Annotated in this window: 16 protein-coding genes; 8 read left to right on the top strand and 8 right to left on the bottom strand. The window is 69.0% G+C overall.

Features of this window, described 5'->3' with window-relative positions; genetic code table 11:
- Positions 1-80 precede the first annotated feature (80 nt).
- Together OV208_RS04560 and OV208_RS04555 are read left to right on the top strand one after the other, a co-directional pair.
- Positions 81-2,402, top strand: a complete 2,322-nt coding sequence (locus OV208_RS04560; RefSeq protein ID WP_267572563.1) for a protein-disulfide reductase DsbD family protein — start codon at positions 81-83, stop codon at positions 2,400-2,402.
- Positions 2,403-2,476: 74 nt separating this feature from the next.
- Positions 2,477-3,061 (top strand): redoxin domain-containing protein, encoded by a 585-nt coding sequence (locus tag OV208_RS04555; RefSeq protein ID WP_267572562.1) that lies wholly within the window; start codon positions 2,477-2,479, stop codon positions 3,059-3,061.
- A 60-nt stretch (positions 3,062-3,121) separates the two neighbouring features.
- Here OV208_RS04555 and OV208_RS04550 read toward each other — a convergent pair whose 3' ends face one another.
- A complete protein-coding gene (locus tag OV208_RS04550) occupies positions 3,122-4,111 on the bottom strand; it encodes an oxygenase MpaB family protein (RefSeq protein WP_267572561.1) in 990 nt (329 codons plus the stop codon).
- A 193-nt stretch (positions 4,112-4,304) separates the two neighbouring features.
- Between OV208_RS04550 and OV208_RS04545 the strand changes: the two genes are divergently transcribed.
- From OV208_RS04545 to OV208_RS04535, 3 genes are all read left to right on the top strand, one after another.
- Positions 4,305-4,541: a hypothetical protein gene (locus OV208_RS04545; protein ID WP_267572560.1), complete on the top strand. Its 237-nt coding sequence runs from the start codon at positions 4,305-4,307 to the stop codon at positions 4,539-4,541.
- A gap of 426 nt (positions 4,542-4,967) precedes the next feature.
- Complete coding sequence (locus OV208_RS04540) at positions 4,968-6,254, top strand: type II toxin-antitoxin system HipA family toxin (RefSeq protein ID WP_267572559.1); 1,287 nt, start codon at positions 4,968-4,970, stop codon at positions 6,252-6,254.
- A complete protein-coding gene (locus OV208_RS04535; RefSeq protein WP_267572558.1) occupies positions 6,239-6,646 on the top strand; it encodes a helix-turn-helix domain-containing protein in 408 nt (135 codons plus the stop codon). The genes OV208_RS04540 and OV208_RS04535 overlap by 16 nt, the downstream gene beginning before the upstream one ends.
- A gap of 139 nt (positions 6,647-6,785) precedes the next feature.
- On the opposite strand, the gene OV208_RS04530 is transcribed toward OV208_RS04535, so the two are convergent.
- The 7 genes from OV208_RS04530 to OV208_RS04500 all read right to left on the bottom strand — a co-directional run bounded on the left by OV208_RS04530 (position 6,786) and on the right by OV208_RS04500 (position 14,104).
- Complete coding sequence (locus tag OV208_RS04530) at positions 6,786-7,487, bottom strand: phytanoyl-CoA dioxygenase family protein (RefSeq protein WP_267572557.1); 702 nt, start codon at positions 7,485-7,487, stop codon at positions 6,786-6,788.
- A 92-nt stretch (positions 7,488-7,579) separates the two neighbouring features.
- Positions 7,580-8,494 carry a S1C family serine protease gene (locus OV208_RS04525; RefSeq protein ID WP_267572556.1) on the bottom strand — a complete coding sequence of 305 codons (915 nt, stop codon included), beginning with the start codon at positions 8,492-8,494 and terminating at the stop codon, positions 7,580-7,582.
- Between the two features lie 12 nt (positions 8,495-8,506).
- Complete coding sequence (locus OV208_RS04520; RefSeq protein WP_267572555.1) at positions 8,507-9,397, bottom strand: S1C family serine protease; 891 nt, start codon at positions 9,395-9,397, stop codon at positions 8,507-8,509.
- A 147-nt stretch (positions 9,398-9,544) separates the two neighbouring features.
- Positions 9,545-10,480, bottom strand: a complete 936-nt coding sequence (locus tag OV208_RS04515; protein ID WP_267572554.1) for an HNH endonuclease — start codon at positions 10,478-10,480, stop codon at positions 9,545-9,547.
- A gap of 50 nt (positions 10,481-10,530) precedes the next feature.
- Complete coding sequence (locus tag OV208_RS04510; protein ID WP_267572553.1) at positions 10,531-11,388, bottom strand: ROK family protein; 858 nt, start codon at positions 11,386-11,388, stop codon at positions 10,531-10,533.
- The gene (locus OV208_RS04505; protein ID WP_267572552.1) at positions 11,385-12,578 is read right to left on the bottom strand and encodes a glycosyltransferase; all 1,194 of its coding nucleotides are present in this window, start codon (positions 12,576-12,578) and stop codon (positions 11,385-11,387) included. The genes OV208_RS04510 and OV208_RS04505 overlap by 4 nt, the downstream gene beginning before the upstream one ends.
- A complete protein-coding gene (locus tag OV208_RS04500; protein ID WP_267572551.1) occupies positions 12,563-14,104 on the bottom strand; it encodes an asparagine synthase C-terminal domain-containing protein in 1,542 nt (513 codons plus the stop codon). Before OV208_RS04500 ends, OV208_RS04505 begins: the two co-directional genes overlap by 16 nt.
- 267 nt (positions 14,105-14,371) lie before the next feature.
- Between OV208_RS04500 and OV208_RS04495 the strand changes: the two genes are divergently transcribed.
- The 3 genes from OV208_RS04495 to OV208_RS04485 all read left to right on the top strand — a co-directional run bounded on the left by OV208_RS04495 (position 14,372) and on the right by OV208_RS04485 (position 18,979).
- Entirely contained in the window at positions 14,372-16,294 is a 1,923-nt protein-coding gene (locus tag OV208_RS04495; protein WP_267572550.1) for a RecQ family ATP-dependent DNA helicase, read from the top strand.
- Positions 16,295-16,356: 62 nt separating this feature from the next.
- The gene (locus OV208_RS04490) at positions 16,357-18,144 is read left to right on the top strand and encodes a DEAD/DEAH box helicase (protein ID WP_267572549.1); all 1,788 of its coding nucleotides are present in this window, start codon (positions 16,357-16,359) and stop codon (positions 18,142-18,144) included.
- Between the two features lie 40 nt (positions 18,145-18,184).
- Positions 18,185-18,979, top strand: a complete 795-nt coding sequence (locus OV208_RS04485; RefSeq protein ID WP_267572548.1) for a radical SAM protein — start codon at positions 18,185-18,187, stop codon at positions 18,977-18,979.
- The last annotated feature ends 8 nt before the right edge of the window (positions 18,980-18,987 follow it).

Below are 18,987 nucleotides of genomic sequence, written 5' to 3'. Positions count from 1 at the left end.
GCTGCCTGGAAGGTTGAGTGGACCCGCAGGGGACGCATCCCAGGTAGCACGGCGTTCCCAGGTGGATTAACGGGAGTCGCATGACGCATCCGTGGCGCAAGAGTTCTGGAAGCCGGCTCGGTGGACTGGGCGCGGTGGCGATGGTGCTGCTGGCGGCGGTGGCGCACGCCGCGCTGCCAGCCACCGCCGTGGGCAGCACCGCGCCCGACGAGGGCGACCCGCGTCTGGAAGGCGCGCTGCTCCTGGATGCCACGCAGGTGAAGGCGGGGGGCGAGCTGCGCGTGGGCGTGCGCCTCAAGCTGGACCCGGACTGGCACGTCTACTGGAAGAACCCGGGGGACTCGGGGCTGGCCACGGAGGTGTCGTGGGATGCGCCGGGCGTCAAGGTGGGCGACCTGCGCTGGCCGTTCCCGCAGACCTTCCGCACGCCGGACGGCTTCATCACCACGCACGGCTACCATGACGAGGTGCTGCTGTTCGCCCCGGCGCACGTGTCCGAAGCCGCCACCGGCACGCTGACGGTGTCGGCGGCGGTGGATGCGCTCGCGTGCAAGGTGCACTGCATCCCCGCGCAGCTGGTGCTGTCGCGCACGCTGCCGGTGGGGCCGGAGACGGTGACGGACGCGGAGTTCGCGCCGCTGTTCGACGCGGCGCAGGCCCAGGTTCCGGCGGCCCCCGGCGCGCAGGGTGCGCCGCGCGTGGCCCTGGCGCTGGACGGCACGACGCTCACCGCGGGCAAGCCGTTCACCGGCACGCTCACCGTGACGACGGCGGACGGCAAGCCGTTCGCGGGCAACGTGGAGGGTGACTTCTTCGTGCCCGGCCGCATCGCGGGCGTGGACACGGTGGCGCTGAAGCCGTCGGGGCCGGGCCGCTTCGCGCTGGAGGGCAAGGCGTCGTCGGTGGTGCCGAAGGGCGAGCCCCGGCTCACGGGCGCGCTGCGCCTGGGCACGCAGGCCGCGGGTTTCACGGCGGTGGACGTGGATGCGCCGCTCGCGCCGGTGGTGGCGGACGGAGCGGTGGCGGCGGGGCCCGCGCCGTTGAAGCTGCCGTCGGTGAAGGACGCGGCGGGCAAGGTGCAGCCCGCGGCCGTGGCGAGCGCCCCGGCCGCGGCGGAGTCGCCGATGGGATTGGGCCTGGCGTTGGTGTTCGCGTTCCTGGGTGGCGCGCTGCTCAACCTGATGCCGTGCGTGTTCCCGGTGCTGGCGCTCAAGGCGTATGGCTTCACGCGGATGGTGCAGGAGGAGAAGGGCCGGGTGGCGCCGCACGCGGCGGCGTACGCGGGCGGCATCCTGGCGACGATGATGTTGCTGGCGGTCGCGGTGCTGGCGGTGCGCGCGGGCGGCACGAGCGTGGGCTGGGGCTTCCAGTTCCAGGAGCCGCTGTTCGTCGCGGCGGTGAGCGCCATCCTGGTGGCGTTCGCGCTGAACCTCTTCGGCGTGTACACGCTGGGCGCGGACGGCACGGCGCTGGCGGGCAAGGTGGATCAGAGCCACGGCCTGATGCGCAGCGCGGGCGAGGGTGTGCTCGCGGTGGTGCTGGCCACTCCGTGTTCGGCGCCGCTGTTGGGCACGGCGGTGGGCTTCGCCTTCGCGGCGGGCCCTGCCACGGTGGTGGCGGTGTTCCTGGCGCTGGGGTTGGGCCTGGCGCTGCCCTTCTGCGTGCTGGTGCTGGTGCCGGGGCTCGCGCAGCGGCTGCCGAAGCCGGGCATGTGGATGGAGCGCGGCAAGCAGTTCCTGGGCTTCGCGCTGCTCGGCACCACGGTGTGGCTGGTGTGGGTGATGGGCGGGCTCGCGGGCGTGGACGGGATGGGGCGGCTGCTCGCGTTCCTCGTCGCGGTGGGTCTGGGCACGTGGCTGTATGGCCAGTCGCAGGGGCTGGAGGGCGGACGCCGGGGCGTGACGGTGGGCCTGGCGGTGTTGACGCTGGTGGGCGCGGGCACGGTGGCGCTGCGCTTCGACGAGGCGCAGGCGTCGGTGGAGACGCGCGGCGCGACGGCGTCACACGGAGGTTCGCAGCCGTGGGACGAGGCGGCGGTGGCCGCGGCGCTGGCGGCGGGGCAGCCGGTGTTCGTGGACTTCACGGCGGACTGGTGCCTGACGTGCAAGTTCAACGAGCGCACCGTGCTGTCGCGCGAGGACGTGCGGCAGGCGTTCATGAAGCACAACGTGGCCTTCTTCGTGGCGGACTGGACGCGCCGGGATGCGCGCATCACCACGAAGCTGGCGGCGCATGGCCGCGCGGGCGTGCCCATGTACCTGGTGCTGAGCCCGGGCTCGCCGGACAAGCCCGAGGTGCTCAATGAATTGCTCACCGCCGACAGCGTCATCCAGGCGGTGCAGCGCGCGGATGGGTGCGAGTCGCCGTTGAAGGCCGGCTCGGTGGTGTGCTCCCGGCCCTGAGTGTCCGGGTGTCTGGGAATGAAGTGGTGGCAGTGATGTGGATGCGCAGCGTTCAACTCTCTGGAGGTTCCGTCATGAATCCGTTCTTCAAGGCAGTCGCGCTCACCGTGGCTTTCGTCGGGGCTCCCGTTCTGGCCGCCGACACCGCGGAGGTGGGCAAGCCCGCTCCGGCGTTCACGCTCAAGGACGAAGCTGGCAAGACGCACAACCTAGCGGACTACAAGGGCAAGGTCGTAGTGCTGGAGTGGACGAACTCGGAGTGCCCGTTCGTGAAGCGGCACTACGAGGCGAAGACGATGCAGACGACGCAGAAGGGCTTCGATGCGAAGAAGGTGGTGTGGCTGACGGTGGACTCCACCGCGTCGCACAACGCGAAGTTCGCGGCGGACTGGAAGAAGAAGGAGGGCTTCACGCAGCCGGTGCTCGTCGACACGGACGGCAAGGTGGGCAAGAGCTACGCCGCGAAGACGACGCCGCACATGTACGTCATCGACGGTGAGGGCGTGGTGCGCTACGCGGGCGCCATTGACGACGACGCGCGCGGCAAGGGCGCGACGACCAACTACGTGAAGACCGCGGTGGACGCGGTGCTCGGTGGCCAGCAGGTGCCGACCGCGACCTCCGAGCCGTACGGCTGCTCGGTGAAGTACAAGAGCTGAGCCGTCCCGCTTCCGTGACGTGAATGAGGCCCGTGTCCCCGTGGGGGACGCGGGCCTTCTTCATTTCGCGTCCCGGTGGGCGTACTCCGGGCCCAGGTGTTCGATGCCGTAGGTGTTGCCCGGGTAGGTGCGGTTGAGGCTGCCCTCGATGGGCGTCGGGTAGCGCTCCAGCGACACGTAGCGTTTGACGTGCTTGCGCAGCTTGAGGGCCGCGCGCGTCAGGCCTGTCACCCAGGCGGGTGGGGCCTCGAACTGGATGGCGGGCAGCAGGCGCGGGGGGACCAGCCCGAGGCTGATGGGCGGCACCAGCGGGCGCAGGGGGCGCGGCACCCAGCCTGCGAGGATGTCCACGGTGGCCTGGGCGACGCGGTGACTGGCCTCACTGGGCACGAACTCGCGGGCCTCGTAGTCGCGGACGTAGGCGTCGAAGGCAGCCCGGTCCTCCGGGATGTCCTTCAGGCCCATGCGGCGGCCAATCTCACACCAGTAATGGAACCAGGCTTCGCGCTCATGGGCGGTGAAGGCTCGCCAGCCGAAGTCGTCCATCCACTGGATGGGGAAGTCGATGAAGGTCCACAGCACGAAGAGGAAGTCCTCGTTCGGGATGCGGAAGAAGGAGTGGATGTGATTCATCTGCTCCAGGGAGAGACGCCCGGCCTCCACGTCCCAGCCGCATTCCATGTACTGGGCAATCAGCAGCCGGGTGTCGTCGTAGCGCTTCTGGCCGCGCTTGCTGAACTCGCCCGTGCGATCCAACAGGGTGGAGACGGAGCGGCTGCCGAAGGTGTGGAAGAGGGCGATCTCGTTCGCCCGCTGCATGTCGAACGGGAACTCGTAATTGGTCAGCAGGTGCACGATGCGCTGGCAGTCACGCCGTGCGTCCAGGGAGGCAATCTCACGGCGCACCTCGGACAGGCGCGGCTTCCAGAAAGGCTTGCGGTAGACGGGCCCGGGGACGCGGGTGTCGGGGCGTGCGCCGTGAGCCTTGAAGGGACAGCCCGCGGGGACGGCGTCCGCCTGGGAGTTGGCGATAGAGGCCGGGTCGTTCATGGGCGTCACTCCGGGAAGGCAGGGCAGGAGGCCTTGCGGGGATGGTAGCCCGGTCCGCGCCGGCGTGCCGATGCCCACGGCTTTCGAGGGGCCGGCCGGTGCGCCGAGTGGACGGCGCGGGGTGGCCTTGTCGCGGACCTCGCGGCGCCGGACCTTGTTGTGGGAGCACGACTCCCGGACAGGAGACGCGATCATGGCCAGCAACAAGGGCACGCCCGTGAAGGGCACCGAGCGCACGGACACGAAGAGCCCTGAAGAACTGGAGCGCGAAGCCAGACATCAACGCCCGGGCACCGAACGGGGCGACGTGACGGATGAGGACGTGGGCGAGGACCGCATCCTCCAGAAGGGCATTGGAGGCTACGGCGCGCAGAAGGGCACGGAGCCCGCGCGCGAAGCACCGCCGCTCAGCGACGACGGCGACCGGTAGCGTTGACCGGTGCACGCGGCGGCGCGCTCGAGCATGACGCCAGGGAGAGGCTCCCTGGAGTGGCGCCATGGCTTCCGCCCGCCTCGTGCGCTCCTGCTGTGTCCTGGTGCTGCTGTTCCCAGCGGCACGGGCGTGGCGGGACACTTCGCGAACAAGGGCGAGACGCGGGCTACCTCACGTTCGGAGGGGTTCTGTGGGAGCGCGGATCGCGCAAGGACTCGGAGCACCTCCGGGGATGGGGAAAGAGCCTGCCATGTGCTGGGGTGTGTGCCTGGGCGCTGATGTGCGCCCCTGCGCGGGGGCACTCGTTGCTCTGGAGACTCCTGCATTTTAGTGCATTTGGAGAATGCAATTTAGGCCTATATTGCATTCGAGTGCATAGAGGCTGGCATTCTTGGGGTACATCCTGCATTTTAGTGCATTTAGATGGATCTGACTCTTCAAGCCCTGATTGACGGAGTCTGGCACCGTGCCGCAGTTCTTGAGTTCCTCGAACCCGCCAAGGGGTCAGCGGGCGCCTGCAACTTCGAGTACGACTTCGACTATCTCACTCGGTGGATCGGCAAAGATGTCCCGCTCACGTCCGTGAGTCTGCGGCTCCCGGTGATGTTCGGTCCCAGTTGCGGACACCGCTGGCCCAGCTTCCTCGACGATATCCGTCCGATGGGCAGCGCTCTCCGATGGTGGCGGCGGCGGCTCGGCCTGCGCGCCGAGAGCGCGAGTGAGCTGGAGGTGTTGCGCCGTGGGACGATCGCTCCCGTGGGGAATCTCCGCATTGAGCAAGCGGTACCTTCCAAGGAAGCGCCGCCTCGCCGGTTCTCACGGCAAGCTGTTATCGACCGTGAACATGGGTTCCTCGACTATGCGGCGGACGTGGGTGCCCAGGTTGGAGGTGCAACCGGTGCCGGCGGCGATGCGCCGAAGCTCCTCGTCCGACAGGACGCTTCGCAGCAAGTGTGGATCGACGTCTGGCAAGACGAGCCGACAAACCCGGACCGACACTACCTTGTCAAATTCGCCAGAGGTCCAAGCGAACGCGACCGGAACATTCTTCGTTCCGAGTACGCGTACTACCGCGCGCTGGCGGAGTTGGGGGTCGACACCATTCCCACGGACGAGATGTCACTGGAAGAGGGCCCATCGGGTCCCAGCCTGTGGCTGCCACGGTTCGACGTAGCCTGGCGCGACGGGCGAGAGCTCCGGTGGAGCTTGGAGTCCATCTACTCGCTCGTCGGAAGCGAGCCCGGCACCTACCTCACGCACCAGAAGGTCATGGAGGCGCTGCGCGATGTCATGAAGCCACAGGAATGGCGCGACGTGCAGCTTGAGTACCTCAAGCGAGATCTGCTCAACCTCGTCTTCGGCAACTCCGATAACCACGGTCGGAACATGGCACTGCTCAAGACGGACAGCGCCGTCCGGCTCGCGCCTGTCTACGACTTCGCACCGATGAAAATGGACTCGGAAGGGATAACCCGGACGACGAGGTGGGACACCTTCGAGGCAGGCGGAACGATCGACTGGCCAGCGCTGCTGAAGAGCTTCGGGGCGGATGAGGAGTTCCTTCGCGCGGGGCTGCGTGAGCTCGCTATTCGGCTCCCAGACGTTCCCGAGCTGTTGATGAAATTCGGTCTTCCGGAGGAGACACTTCGCTTTCCGAGCATCGGTCTCCTGAGCACGGAGCAGAAGCTCCGCGAATGGACGCTGCTGTGAATCGAGAGGACGTCGCGCGCATGCGGCCGCTGGAGCGGAAGGCGCTCCTCGACGAGATCGCCGCCATGATCATGGCTGGGGAGCTTCGAATCGGTGATGCCGCGCGCATCCTGCGCAGTGCTGTCCTCGGGCTCGATCGTCAGGCTTTCGCGCAGGTGGTGAAGCTTTCGGAGCGCGCCGTTGCCAAGCTCGAGGATGACCCACACGCGAACCCGACGCTTGAGACCTTGAAGCGCGTGTTCGCGCCGTTCGGCGGCACTGTGACGCTGATGTTTCCGCAGAGGGAGGATACGGAGTCGCTCGGCGAGGACAAGCGTCAGCGACGCGCGGCGATTCTCGCGGCGCTTGCGAAGAGCCGGCGACGGCGCATTCGCGGCAGCCCCGAGCGGTAGGTGCTTGCAGCCGAGGCGCGTAGGATGACTGGGTGCCACTGTGAGGGTGTTGGACTCCTGGCCGGGAACCAGAACCGAGAGTCACCCTTGAAGCTGCCCTCCCAATGGAATCGGGCTGATGCTGACGTGGCCGTGAGCTTCAGGCTCGCGCGTGCCATTCGAGTCCGCCGGGCAGGGCACGCGTGGCGAACTCCAGGTGGATGACCCGGCGGTGCGCGGGGACGCGGGCCGGTGAGGATGCGTGCAGCAGCAGGGGACGCATCACCAGCAGGCCGCCCCGGGGCACCACGCAGTCCTGGGGCTCCGTGCGTTCGAGCCAGCTTGGGATGAGCGCCGCGGACAGACGTCCCTCCCGGTGCGAGCCCGCGAGGATCCGCACCGGGCCGTTGTCCTCGCCGCAGTCGTCCAGGTGCACGCGCACGGCGACCATGTCCTCCAGCACCTCCGTGGGCGGCTGCACGCAGGGCACACCGGCCTTCTCCGACCAGGAGCCGAAGCCGGGCACGTCGCATCGCTCGCGCACGGCGATGGTGAGGTCCTGGTGCCAGAGGACCTTCCAGTTCGCGTCCGGGGTCTTGTCGAACAGCAGCCCTCGCACCGCGAAACAGTGGGAGCCCAGGACGGCCTCCGCCGCTTCGCGCACGGGGGCCGCGCGAGCCAGTTCACGAACGGCGGGCACGTCCTCCAGCAGGTTGCGCACGCCTCCACGACGCTGCGGGGTCGCACCGGCGCTGACCGGATGCAGTGCCTGGAGCAGGGCCTCCACCGTTTCGGTGGAGATGCCATGGGGGAGGATGGCGAAGCCCTCGCGCTCGATGCGTGCGTTCAGTTCCGATGTCATGGCCTGCGCCCCATCATCGCCCAGCCCCACCGTGGCGGCCCCGGTTTCCTTCCATGCGGGCGCGCGCACGGTGGAACCGGGGCCTGCCAGGGTCACGCCGCCACGGGTTCGACGCGCTTGCGTGCGCGGGCGGAGACGCCCTTGCGGCGGCCCTTGCGCAGCACGTCCAGGTGCACCTCTTCGTCGTTGGCGAGCGCCATCAGCCGTTGCAGGTCGTCCACGCTGTTGACGGGCCGGCTGTTGATGCCGAGCAGCAGGTCGTCGGGCTGAAGCCCCGCATCATCGGCGGGCGTGCCCTCCTGCACCTTCAGCACGCGCACGGCCCGGGGCTGTCCCGTGTCGCGAGCGAGCGCGGGCTCCAGGTTCACCGCCGTGGCGGCGATGCCCAGGAACTTCCGGTCCACCCGGCCGCGTTGGATGAGCAGGCTCGCGACCCATGCCGCCGTGGTCGCGCTCACCGCGAAGCCGATGCCCTGCGCGTACGGCAGCACCAGCGTGTTGAGCCCCACCACGCGTCCACGCGTGTCCAGCAGCGGCCCGCCGGAGTTGCCCGGGTTGATGGCCGCGTCCGTCTGGAGCATGCCTTCCAGGACGACGCCGTCGGGCAGGTTGATGGAGCGGTTGATGGCGCTCACCACGCCCAGGGACACGGACTGCTCCAGACGGAAGGGATTGCCAATGGCCATCACGAGCTGGCCCACCTTCACCGTCTCCGGATCCGCGAGCGGCAGCGTGGGGAAGTCGTCGCCCTCCGCGCGCACCACCGCGAGGTCGGTGGGCGCATCCCCGCCCACCAGCGTGGCCCGGCGCTCCTCGCCGTTGTTGAGCTGCACGACGAGTCGCTTGGGCGTGCGCATCACCACGTGCCGGTTGGTGAGCACGTAGCCGTCGGGCGTGAGGAACAGGCCGGTGCCGTGGCCCCGCGCGTGCTCCACGCCCACCACCGCTGGCGCGGCGCCAGCGACGAGGGACTCCAGGTCATCGGAGAGCTGCTGCAACAGTTTCATGGCCGGCTCCTTTCATGAACGCTTGCCCACGGTGACGGGGACCTCGCGCAGCTCGCCCGCGCGCAGCACCTTCGCCTGGATGGACGTGCCCACCTTCTCGTCGCCCAGGTAGCCCAGCAGGTCCTCCACGCCGTGCAGCGACTGGCCGCCCAGGCTCACCAGCACGTCGCCCAGCAGCAGCCCGGCCTTCTGCGCGGGCCCTTCCGGATCCACCGACAGCAGGATGAGTCCCGCCTTGGTGCCGTCGATTTCCCGAGGCAGGCGCACGGGGTAGGCGCCCACGCCCAGGTAGCCCCGGCGGATGCCACCGTGCTCGCGCAGCGAGTTCGCCACGCGCGTCAGTGTGTCGCCGGGGATGGTGACCGCGGCGGTGCGGGAGAAGGCCGCCGTGGGGATACCGAGGAAGCGGCCCTGCGCATCCACCAGCGCGCCACCCGAGAAGCCGGGCGGCAGGTCGGCGTCCGTCTCCAGGTAGCGGTCCACCTGCCCGCCCGCGTGCGTGCGCCAGTCGCCGCCGAACGCGCTGACGATGCCCAGCGTCGCCCGAGCGGTGCGCCCCGGACGGCCGATGGCCAGCACCACGTTGCCGACCTTCACGCCATCGAGCGGCGTGGGCGCGAGCGCGGTGAGGCCGGTGGTGTCGGCCTTGAGGAGCGCCAGGTCGGTGCTCGGGTCGCGGCCGATGAGCTCGGCGGAGACCGAGCGACCGTCCGCGAGGCCCACCTGGATGGAGCCTTCGTGTTCGACGGCGTGGCTGGTGGTGAGGATGTGACCGTCGGCATCCCAGACGATGCCGCTAGCGCCCCGGCGACGGCGGGCCTCGACGCGGACGATGGAGGGGGCGATGCGCTCGACGACGGTGGCGATGGACTGCGAGAGGGATTGGAGGGCGTCGGTGGACATGGGGTGTTCCTTTCGAGCTTGAAACTAAAAGGCTCGAAGGCGCGCCACATCGGCGAACCGGGCAGGACGGAGACCTGCCCATTCGGGTAGGCGGCCCCTCCATTCGACCTGGGTCGTTCGTGTGCCCGGTGCTTCGGGCAGGGGTCTTCAGCCCACCTTGCGGAAGCGCTCGTAGCGCTCTTCCAGGTAGAGCTTCTTGGGACGCAGTTCGTTGGAGCGGGGCGTCTGGAGGGACTTGCCGACGAAGCCCTTCAGCGCGTGTTCGAGCGTTGGCCCGTCATGGGTGGCAAGCAGGCTGGGGGCCAGTTCGATGATGCCGTCCGGACGGAAGCCCATCAGATTCGTGTCGAAGGCGCCGTGGTGGAGTCGGCAAAGCGCCAGTCCATTGGGGACCTCCGCGTGGCCTCGGACGTCGTGGTCGGGAAGGATATGGGCTGCGTCCAGCAGCTCCGTGCGAGGAAAGCCGCACACCGCGCAGCGCTCTTCGTAGGCGCGCAGGACGTGCCGTCGGAAGGCGGCCTGGTGCAGGCGCTTCTTGGTCTGCACCGTCGTGTAGCGGCGCTCCACCGCGCGCATCTGCGCGTCCGCCGCGTGCGAGGTGGATTGGAACTGCTTCACCGTTTCGGGCGCGGACACCATGACGTGGAAGGAATGCGAGGCGAGGTTCACCTCGGAGATGTAGACGGGCCAGAGCGGCTGATACAGGCCGGGCTCGATGCCGTAGAAGTAGATGAGGGGCGCGTCCAGTTGCTGCGCGCGCACGAGCCGGCGGTTGTCGCGGGCCTCCACGTCCGTGCCCTGGAACTTGTAGAGGAAGGCCCCATCCGAGGCCACGTTGTCATCGTCGTACCGAGCCACCCGTGAGCCGCGCGGCACGGTGGTCTTGATGGACAGCGCGGTCTCCTGCATCTGCCGGGGCCAGAATATGCCGCGCGTCCGGTTGGCGAACAGGTGCTGCTCGCCGTGGAGCATGAAGCCTTCCTGGATGTGCTCCCAGGGCAGCACATCGCCGTGTCGCTTCACCAATCGCTCCAGGGCTTTGAAGGCAGCCAACCGGATGGCCTGGTCGTTGTTGGAGGGCATGGGAGCGGGTCTTCGACCAGGCTACCAGGCTCCCCCACCCACGTGTCACGTCACCCCCGGTCGAGCAGGGCTCCCCCCGGGCCGAAGCCCAGGGACATGCACAGCACCCGCTGCCCGGTGACCCGGGCGTCGCGCCGGGCGGATTCGGCCGCCAGCTCCGCGTCATTGAGCACGAACACCGGGCCTCCTGTGTCCGGCAATCCGGCGCGGGCGAGGATGTCCGGCACGAGTGACGCCGCGCCCTCGAAGCCGTAGGTGCAGCCTCCTGGCATCAGGTCCTCATCCAGCGGACATGGCAATGCGAGACAAAGCGCGTCCGGAGCGGTCCGTGCGTCCTCCGCCAGGAACGTGCTCAGCGCGCCCGCGATGAACGCGACGATGTCGCGGATGTGATGGCCGTCCTCGGGACGCGGCTGTCCGATGAACAGCGGTGGCAGGTGGGACAGGTCCCGTTCGAAGACGCGCGTCACCCCATGCCTCGCGCACTTGATGCTGGTCTGGCCCACGTCCACGCAGACGGGTGCGTGGAAGCCCTGCGCCTCCAGCATGCGCAGGCCCGCGTGCACGGGTGCGAAGCGTGGCGTCGGCGCGATGTAAACCGGGCAGGGCAAGGCGGCCGTGGCTTCGTTCAACGCGGCCTGGAAGCCGTCCAGCTCCGCCAGTCCTCCACTCAAATACGCCGCATCCGGGACGTGCCGGGCCACCAACAGTGCGAGCGCCTCGGCCAGGGGCGGCATCATGCGCGCCGTGAGCGCGGTGCCGGCCACTCCGGCGCGCCGGTCCTCCTCCACCCACGGCGAGCCCAGCACCTCCCACAACTCCCGGCCGAACACGGGCAGGTTCCACACCTCCAGCGGGGTGATGCCCGGAGGATGGTGCCTGCTCGGACTCCAACGCACGGACGTCACGCGACGAGTCCGGCGATGCGTTCGGCGGCGGTCCTGGCGCCGTCGTGGGCCCGGTAGGACCGGGAGATCTCCGCCACCCGCTCGCGCATCGGTGACGCGGGCGCGAGGAGCTGGGCAATGGCTTCCCGGCATGTCTCCACCGTGAGGTGCCTCGGGTTCCTGGCGAGCCCCGCTCCGGACTTCTCCAGGAAGTGTGCCTGCACGGGCTGGTCGTTGCACACCGGCAGCAGCAGCATCGGCACCCCCGCGGTCATCGCCTCCATCACGGAGTTGGCGCCTCCGTGGGAGATGAACGCGGCCGCGCGCTCCAGCACCTGTCGCTGCGGCGTGTACGGCACCGCCACCACGTCACCGGGCAGCGTGTTCGGGAAGTCCGTGTCGGCCAGCTCGCCCGCGCACAACACCAGCGTCACTCCGAAGGGCTGCGAAGCCTCCGCGATGAGGCGGAACAGCTCCGGCTGATAGGAGATCTGGCTGCCGAAGGACACGTACAGCACGGGCTTGTCGCCCAGGCGCTCCCAGGGGAACGGCACCTCGTCGCCCCGGGGTTCGGGTGGAGCCGACGGTCCGACGAGCAGCGTGTTCGGCGGCACTCCGGCGTCCGGGCCCAGGAAGGCCTCGGTGGCGAAGATGACGTTGAGCCGGGGTGACAGGCATTCACAGGTGCGGAAGCGCGCGTCGAAGCCGTGCCTCTGGAACAGGGCCTGCCGGTCCTCCTTGAGCGCGCCCACGTTGCGCAGCAGGGGGATGTCCGGCCGGGGCTCCAGCAGCGTGAGCGCGGAGGACACGCCCGCCCACGGGATGCCCTCCGTGTGCGCCGCGAGCACCGCCGCATACTGCATCCCGTCCAGGGCCATCACGTCGGGACGGAAGGCGCGCACCACCTCGCGCACCGGCTCCAGGAGCGCGGGGGCCGCGTCCAGCAGCAGGCCACGGATCCACTTGCCCAGCGCCACATCGTCCAGCACCAGCTTCGCCAGGGCTTCGCCACCGGTCTCGATGCCAGGGGGCTGCGCTTCGCGGTGGGGCAGGTGGAGGATTTCCACGCCCAGCCCGTCGAGCTGAGGCGTCGGTTCGGGGATGCACAGCCAGCCGACGGTGTGCCCCAACAGGCGCAGCCATTGGGCCACCCCGACCATCGGGTTCACGTGGCCCTTCTCGGGCGAGGTGGCGATCAGGATTCGGGACATGGTGGATGCGCCTCGGTGTGGGCCTGGAGCATGGCCAGGGACACGAGTCGCATCAACAACCGATCCATCACCCCTGCCTGCGCGTCCTCGGGCGACAGCCGTGTGTAGCGCTCCAGCAGCCGGGAGACGGCCCCGGGGTCGATGACCTGGAGGGGTTCCAGGCGCTCGGGGGTGAGCCAGGCGCGGTACAGCTCCAGCCAGCGTGTCCGCACCGGACTGGAGAGCGCCGTGTGGCCATATCGGGGCGTCTTGCGCGCGAGGCGCACCTCGTCGGGCACGAGCGAGCGCACCGCGTGCCGGAACAGCCATTTGCCGAACCCGTCCCGCATCAGCACGGACTCCGGCAGCGCGAGCGCCACCCGCGCGAAGCCCGGGTCCAGGTACGGCGTGCGGACCGTGAGGCCGTGGGCCCGCGCGCCTCGCAGTTCAGGCGGGAGGATGAGCTCCCGCAGCACCCATTCGGCGTAGCGCAGCTCTCCGGAGGCGGAGGCGTCCCCCGGCGGCAGATCCCACGGAGCAGGCAGCGCCGCGAGCACGGCCCCCAGGTTGTCCACAGGGGGGGATGCCGGTGCGTGATCGCTGTTCACGCGCTCGGAAACACCCCTCAAGTTGTCCACAGGCTGGTGATTGCCACGAGGGCTCGCTGTTTGATCGCGACCCCGGGTTCCAGAGGGGGTGAGCCCGGTTTCTAAGGTGGACGACTCCCCGCGGGCTCCCGGTTCCTGATCGCGGGCCCCCGCTGTGCCCAGAGGCGTTCCCGAGTTGTCCACAGCCCCCCGGGGGGCTCGGAGGGTGTCCTCATGATCGCGCGAGCCGCCCCGGAGCGACGCCCGCAAGTTGTCCACAACCGCCAGGGCGTCGTGCCTCAGGACCTCCACGGCCAGGGCCCGGTCTTCATCCACGCGGGTCTTCGCGGAGGCCATCGCGCCCGGGGTGCCCTGGAGGACTTCATCCGCGCCCGCGCCGCTCAGGAGGACGGGACCCGCGCCCAACTGGTGGGCCTCCAGGTAGAACACGAAGCTCGCCACGGCGCGGGCGTTGAGGATGACGGCCTGGTTGGCGAGGACCGCGCGCTCGAACAGGTCCGGTAGCACGGCGTCCGGGATGAGCACGTCCACCAGCTCCGCGCCCGTCACCTTCGCCATCCGCCGTGCGTTGCCGCGCTCCACCGCGTCCGCGAAGTGCACATCCATGGTCCACGCGCGCACCTGGCCGTGGGCATGGCGCGCGACCATCGCGCACAGGGCCGCGCTGTCCACCCCGCCGCTCAGGCTGACCTCATGCGTGCCGGCCTCCACGTGGGCCCGCACGGTGTCGGACCAGATGGCCAGCAGCCGATCCGCCAGCGCGTCCTCGTCTTCACGCGTGTGCGCCGGCCGGGTCATGCGCGGCAGCGTCACCTCCAGTGACTCCGCTCCCGGCAACAGGGGCGTGTTGGACGCGCTCCCATGGCACAGCAATTCGGCGACCGCTTGGGCGGAGAGGCCGTGCGCGGACGGTGGCGCGTTGGGAGCCCGGATCGGCATGCGGGCCGCATCATAGAGGCTGTGTCCGCGCTTGACCGCTCCCGTCGTGTCGGAGGGCGCGAGCGTCTTGGACAAGGCCTGGTCCGTTGCGCCGGCCAGGGAGGAAGCGAGTACGAAGCCGATCCGTGAAGCCCCGCGGTGGGTGAGCTTGTGCGATGACATGGGAAGCCTTCGGGAAGGCGCCAGAGCCAGGGATCCGGAGGGCTACAGGGGCGGGTGGGATATCCTCACGCGAACAGGGAAGGGCGGGACATGCGGGAGGATGCGATGGACGTCGTGTTGCGGGAGCGCTTCGGTCTGGATTCATTCCGGCCCGGACAGCGCGAGGTGCTCACGGCCCTCTTGAAACCCCAGGGCTCCGCGCTCGCGGTGTTCCCCACGGGCGGTGGCAAGTCGCTGTGCTACCAGCTCCCCGCGCTGCTGCTCGAAGGACTCACGGTGGTGGTGTCACCGCTCATCGCGTTGATGAAGGATCAAATCGACGCGCTGGGCCGCAAGGGCATCCGCGCGGCACGGTTGGACTCGTCCCTGTCGTTGGAGGAGTCGCGCGAGGTGACGGAGTCCCTGCGCGATGGGTCGCTCAAGCTGCTCTACGTGGCCCCGGAGCGCTTCAACAACGAGCGCTTCATGGGCCTGCTGAGCGAACTCCCCATCTCATTGTTCGCGGTGGATGAAGCGCACTGTGTCTCCGAGTGGGGCCACAACTTCCGTCCGGACTACCTCAAGCTCGCGCAGGCGGCGCGGACGTTGAACGCCGAGCGCATCCTGGCGCTCACCGCCACCGCGACACCTCAGGTGGTGCACGACATCTGCGAGGGTTTCGGCATCCCGGAACAGAACGCGATCGTCACCGGCTTCTACCGGGGCAACCTCACGCTGGAGACGACGCCCACGGGCATCGAGGCGCGCGACGCGCTGCTGGTAGAGCGGCTGAAGTCCCGCCCGCCCGGCTCCACCATCGTCTACGTCACGCTGCAGAAGACCGCCGAGCGCATCGCGGCGCTCCTGTCCGCGGCAGGCCTGCCCGCGAGCGCCTACCACGCGGGTCTGGAGTCGGAGGATCGCGAGCGGGTGCAGGAGTCATGGACCCACTCCGCGAAGGGCATCGTCGTGGCGACCATCGCGTTCGGGATGGGCATCGACAAGGCGGACGTGCGCGCCGTGTATCACTACAACCTGCCCAAGGGCCTGGAGAGCTACAGCCAGGAGATTGGCCGCGCGGGACGTGACGGCAAACCGTCGGTGGTGGAGTTGCTGGTGTGCCCGGACGATGTGCCCACGCTGGAGAACTTCGCGCTCGGGGACACGCCGCTGCCTGAAGCGCTGGAGAGCCTGGTGACGGGCCTCCTGGCCGCCGGGCCTGAACTGCACCTGGACATGTATGCACTGGGCAACCGCCACGACCTGCGCCCGCTGGTGCTGCGCACGGCGCTGACATACCTGGAACTGGAGGGCGTGCTGCGGCAGGGCACGCCGTTCTACGCGGGCTACAAGGTGCAGCCGGTGGGCACGTTGGAAGCGCTCATCGGGAAGTTCCAGGGCGAGCGCGCGCGCTTCGTGAAGGACCTGTTCGCGCACGCGAAGAAGGGACGCACCTGGTACACGTTCGATCCCGCCGAGATTTCAAAGGCGATGGGACAGCCGCGCGACCGCATCGTGAAGGCGCTCGACTACTTCCAGGAGCAGGGCTACGCCGAGACGCAGGTGGCCGAGCCCCGCCAACGCTACACCCGGCTGCGCGAGCACGAGGACGCGCAGGCGCTCGTGTCCCTGTTGCAGGAGCGCTTCCAGAAGCGCGAGGCGCAGGAGATGTCACGGGTGCGGGAGGTGCTCAAGCTCGTCACGCATGACGGGTGCCAGAGCAACGCTCTGGTGGCCCACTTCGGTGAGCAGCGCGAAGCGCCGTGCGGACACTGCACGTTCTGCCGCACCAGCGTGGCCCGCGTGCTGCCACCGCCGCATCCCCGGCCGGACCTGCGTGAACAACTGGATGCGGCCGCGTTCCAGTCCCTCGTCACGAAGCACCCGGACGCGCTGGGCCACCCAAGACAGGCGGCGCGCTTCCTCTGTGGCCTGAGCAGCCCCGCGCTTTCCAAGGCGAAGCTCAATGGGCACAAGCTCTTCGGCACCCTGACCGAGTGGCCGTTCGCCCAGGTGCTGGCGCTTTGCGAGGAACGCCGAGTTACATAGGCCGCCTTCTCCGGACGGGAGGCGGAAATGCTGTTTCCCTTCCACCAGGATAGGCTTGGGACATGGCGACGCTCATCCCAGTCCTGAGCCAGTGCCTCGGCCGGATGCAGGCGGGTGAGAAGCGGTTCGCCCGACGGCTGGAGGAGAAGCTCGAGGACGACTACCTCCTCTGGTACGACGTGCCCATCGGCGGAACGGGGCACCACCCGGACTTCCTCGTCGTGCATCCTCGCCGGGGGCTCCTGGTCCTCGAAGTGAAGGACTGGAAGCGCGACACGCTGCGAAACCTCGACAAGGCGCGCGCCGTCCTCCTGACGGAGACCGGTCTCAAGGAGGTGGGCAACCCCTTCGAACAGTCGCGCACCTATGCCCAGGAGATCGCGACGCGGCTCCAGCGCGACCCGATGCTGGTCTGTCCTGACGGTCCCTATCGGGGCCGGCTGGTGCTGCCCTGGAGCCATGGGGTCGTCCTCTCGAACATCACCCGCAAGCAGTTCGACGAGGGCAACCTGGGCGAGGTGCTGCCCCCTCACCGGGTCATCTGCAAGGATGAGATGACGGAGGAGGTCACCGCCGAAGCCTTTCAGCAGCGGCTCTGGGCCATGTTCCCGTGGGTTCCGGAACGGCCTGTGTCCCTGCCGCAGTTGGATCGGATCCGGTGGCACATCTTCCCGGAGCTGCGCATTGGCAGCTCCCCGCTGGACCGCTCCGCGCCGGTCCAGGTGGAAATGGAACTGTCCGTGCCGGACCTCATCCGCATCATGGATCTCCAGCAGGAGCAGCTGGCCCGCAGCCTGGGCGAAGGACACCGCGTCATCCATGGGGTCGCCGGCTCCGGCAAGACGATGATCCTGGGCTACCGCTGCCTGCAATTGGCCAGGACGCTCCATCGCCCCGTGCTTGTCCTCTGTTTCGGCAAGCCGCTCTATGGCTGGTTGGAGCAGATGTTGCGGGCCCGAGGACTCTCAGAGCAGGTGGTCATCCAGACCTTCCACTCCTGGTGTCATGCCCAGCTCCGTCATTTCCACGCCGGACTCCCACCGCAGGGACTGCCACCTGGGGAGTACGCCGAGCAGCTCGTCCAGCGGGTCATCGCCGCCGTGGATCGCGGCCTGATTCCCCGGGCACAGTACGGCGCGGTGCTCATCGACGAAGGGCACGACTTCCAACCGGAATGGTTCAAGCTCGTCTCGCAGATGGTGGACCCGTCCACCAACGCGCTCCTGCTGCTCTATGACGATGCCCAGGCCATCTACCCGCACAAGCGGTTCAGCTTCCGGAGCGTCGGCATCCAGGCCCAGGGGCGCACCACCATCCTGCGGCTGAACTACCGCAACACCGCGGACATCCTCCAGTTCGCCGCGGCCTTCGCGCAGGAAGTGCTGACCCCCAGTGATGCGGATGATGATGGGGTTCCGCTCATCCAGCCCCAGTCGGCGGGACGGCGCGGACCCACGCCCCAGATCATCTCCCTGCCCAACCTGCACGAGGAGCTGCGCTACATCGCGGGACGCTTCCAGCAGTTGCATTCGGAGGGCAGGGTCTGGAACGAGATGGCCCTGCTCTACCGCAGCGCGGACATCGGCCGGGTCGCCGTCCAGCACCTGACCCGGATGGGCATTCCCCTGCAATGGGTGGGCAAGGGCGCGGGTCAATCCACCTTCAGTCCGGGCGAGGCCAGCGTGAAGGTGCTGACCTTCCACTCCAGCAAGGGATTGGAGTTCCCGGTCGTCGCCATTCCTCGCCTCAAACGCCCTTCGCCGGAGCGGCCCGAGGCCAAGGAGGAAGCTCGCCTGCTCTACGTGGCGATGACCCGCGCCATGGACCAGCTCGTCCTCACCGCGAGCTGAAGTCCGTCCGCTCCCGGATTCGGGGCTACACTCCACCGCCGTGCGCTACGAGCTTCACGACAGCCGCGTCCTCACCTGGTCCCTGGAGACGCACGTCACCACGCACTGCAACCTGCGCTGCGTGCAGTGCTGCCCGCTGTCGCCGCACCTGCCCGCGTGGGCTGTCTCCCCAGAGGCGCTGGGCGAGGACCTGCGCAAGCTCGCGCGCGTGCTCAAGCCCAACGTCTTCAAGCTCACCGGCGGCGAGCCCTTCCTCCACCCGGACCTGCCCGCCGTACTCGACCAGGTGCGCGCCTCCGGCATCTCCGAACAGGTGTCCATCACCACCAACGGCTTCCTCGCCCAGAGCGCTCCGGACGCCGTCTATGAGCGGCTCGACCGGATGACCCTGTCCGTCTACACCTCCGCGCCCCTGCCCGAACGCTCCATCGCGCGCATCACCGAACGCTGCGAACGCCACGGCGTCCACCTCTCCGTGAAGCACATCGACGCCTTCCAGCGCATCACCCCGGACGCACCGCTGGACTCCGACGCGGACATCCAGGACGTCTTCGCGAAGTGCTGGCTCAAGCACCGCTGCCACCTCGTCTACCGGGGCCGCTTCTTCACCTGCACCCGCCCGCCCCACGTCGCCACCGTGCTCGCCGCGCAGCACCCGCACCTGCCCGCGCTCGCGGAGTCGGATGGCCTCTCGCTCGACAGCCCGGAGCTGCTCTCAGGCCTCCTCGCCTACCTGGAGCGAGACACTCCCCTGGCCACCTGCCAGCATTGCCTGGGCTCCAGCGGCCCGTGGGAACCCCACGCGCAGTTGCCTCGCCTCCGCGCGGCTACCTGAGTCGGGCT

It is taken from the genome of Corallococcus sp. bb12-1, from assembly GCF_026626765.1.
Classification (GTDB): Bacteria; Myxococcota; Myxococcia; order Myxococcales; family Myxococcaceae; genus Corallococcus; species Corallococcus terminator.
Note: the sequence above shows the minus strand (reverse complement) of the source record. Positions and strands in the feature narration are given on the sequence as shown.

Bases quoted from the DNA above. Each gene is read 5' to 3' on its own strand.
- OV208_RS04515 (WP_267572554.1), bottom strand. From the start codon at position 10,480: ATGCCCTCCAACAACGACCAGGCCATCCGGTTGGCTGCCTTCAAAGCC.
- OV208_RS04555 (WP_267572562.1), top strand. From the start codon at position 2,477: ATGAATCCGTTCTTCAAGGCAGTCGCGCTCACCGTGGCTTTCGTCGGG.
- OV208_RS04525 (WP_267572556.1), bottom strand. From the start codon at position 8,494: ATGAAACTGTTGCAGCAGCTCTCCGATGACCTGGAGTCCCTCGTCGCT.
- OV208_RS04490 (WP_267572549.1), top strand. From the start codon at position 16,357: ATGGCGACGCTCATCCCAGTCCTGAGCCAGTGCCTCGGCCGGATGCAG.
- OV208_RS04530 (WP_267572557.1), bottom strand. From the start codon at position 7,487: ATGACATCGGAACTGAACGCACGCATCGAGCGCGAGGGCTTCGCCATC.
- OV208_RS04535 (WP_267572558.1), top strand. From the start codon at position 6,239: ATGGACGCTGCTGTGAATCGAGAGGACGTCGCGCGCATGCGGCCGCTG.
- OV208_RS04520 (WP_267572555.1), bottom strand. From the start codon at position 9,397: ATGTCCACCGACGCCCTCCAATCCCTCTCGCAGTCCATCGCCACCGTC.
- OV208_RS04560 (WP_267572563.1), top strand. From the start codon at position 81: ATGACGCATCCGTGGCGCAAGAGTTCTGGAAGCCGGCTCGGTGGACTG.
- OV208_RS04505 (WP_267572552.1), bottom strand. From the start codon at position 12,578: ATGTCCCGAATCCTGATCGCCACCTCGCCCGAGAAGGGCCACGTGAAC.
- OV208_RS04500 (WP_267572551.1), bottom strand. From the start codon at position 14,104: ATGCCGATCCGGGCTCCCAACGCGCCACCGTCCGCGCACGGCCTCTCC.
- OV208_RS04540 (WP_267572559.1), top strand. From the start codon at position 4,968: ATGGATCTGACTCTTCAAGCCCTGATTGACGGAGTCTGGCACCGTGCC.
- OV208_RS04545 (WP_267572560.1), top strand. From the start codon at position 4,305: ATGGCCAGCAACAAGGGCACGCCCGTGAAGGGCACCGAGCGCACGGAC.
- OV208_RS04495 (WP_267572550.1), top strand. From the start codon at position 14,372: ATGGACGTCGTGTTGCGGGAGCGCTTCGGTCTGGATTCATTCCGGCCC.
- OV208_RS04550 (WP_267572561.1), bottom strand. From the start codon at position 4,111: ATGAACGACCCGGCCTCTATCGCCAACTCCCAGGCGGACGCCGTCCCC.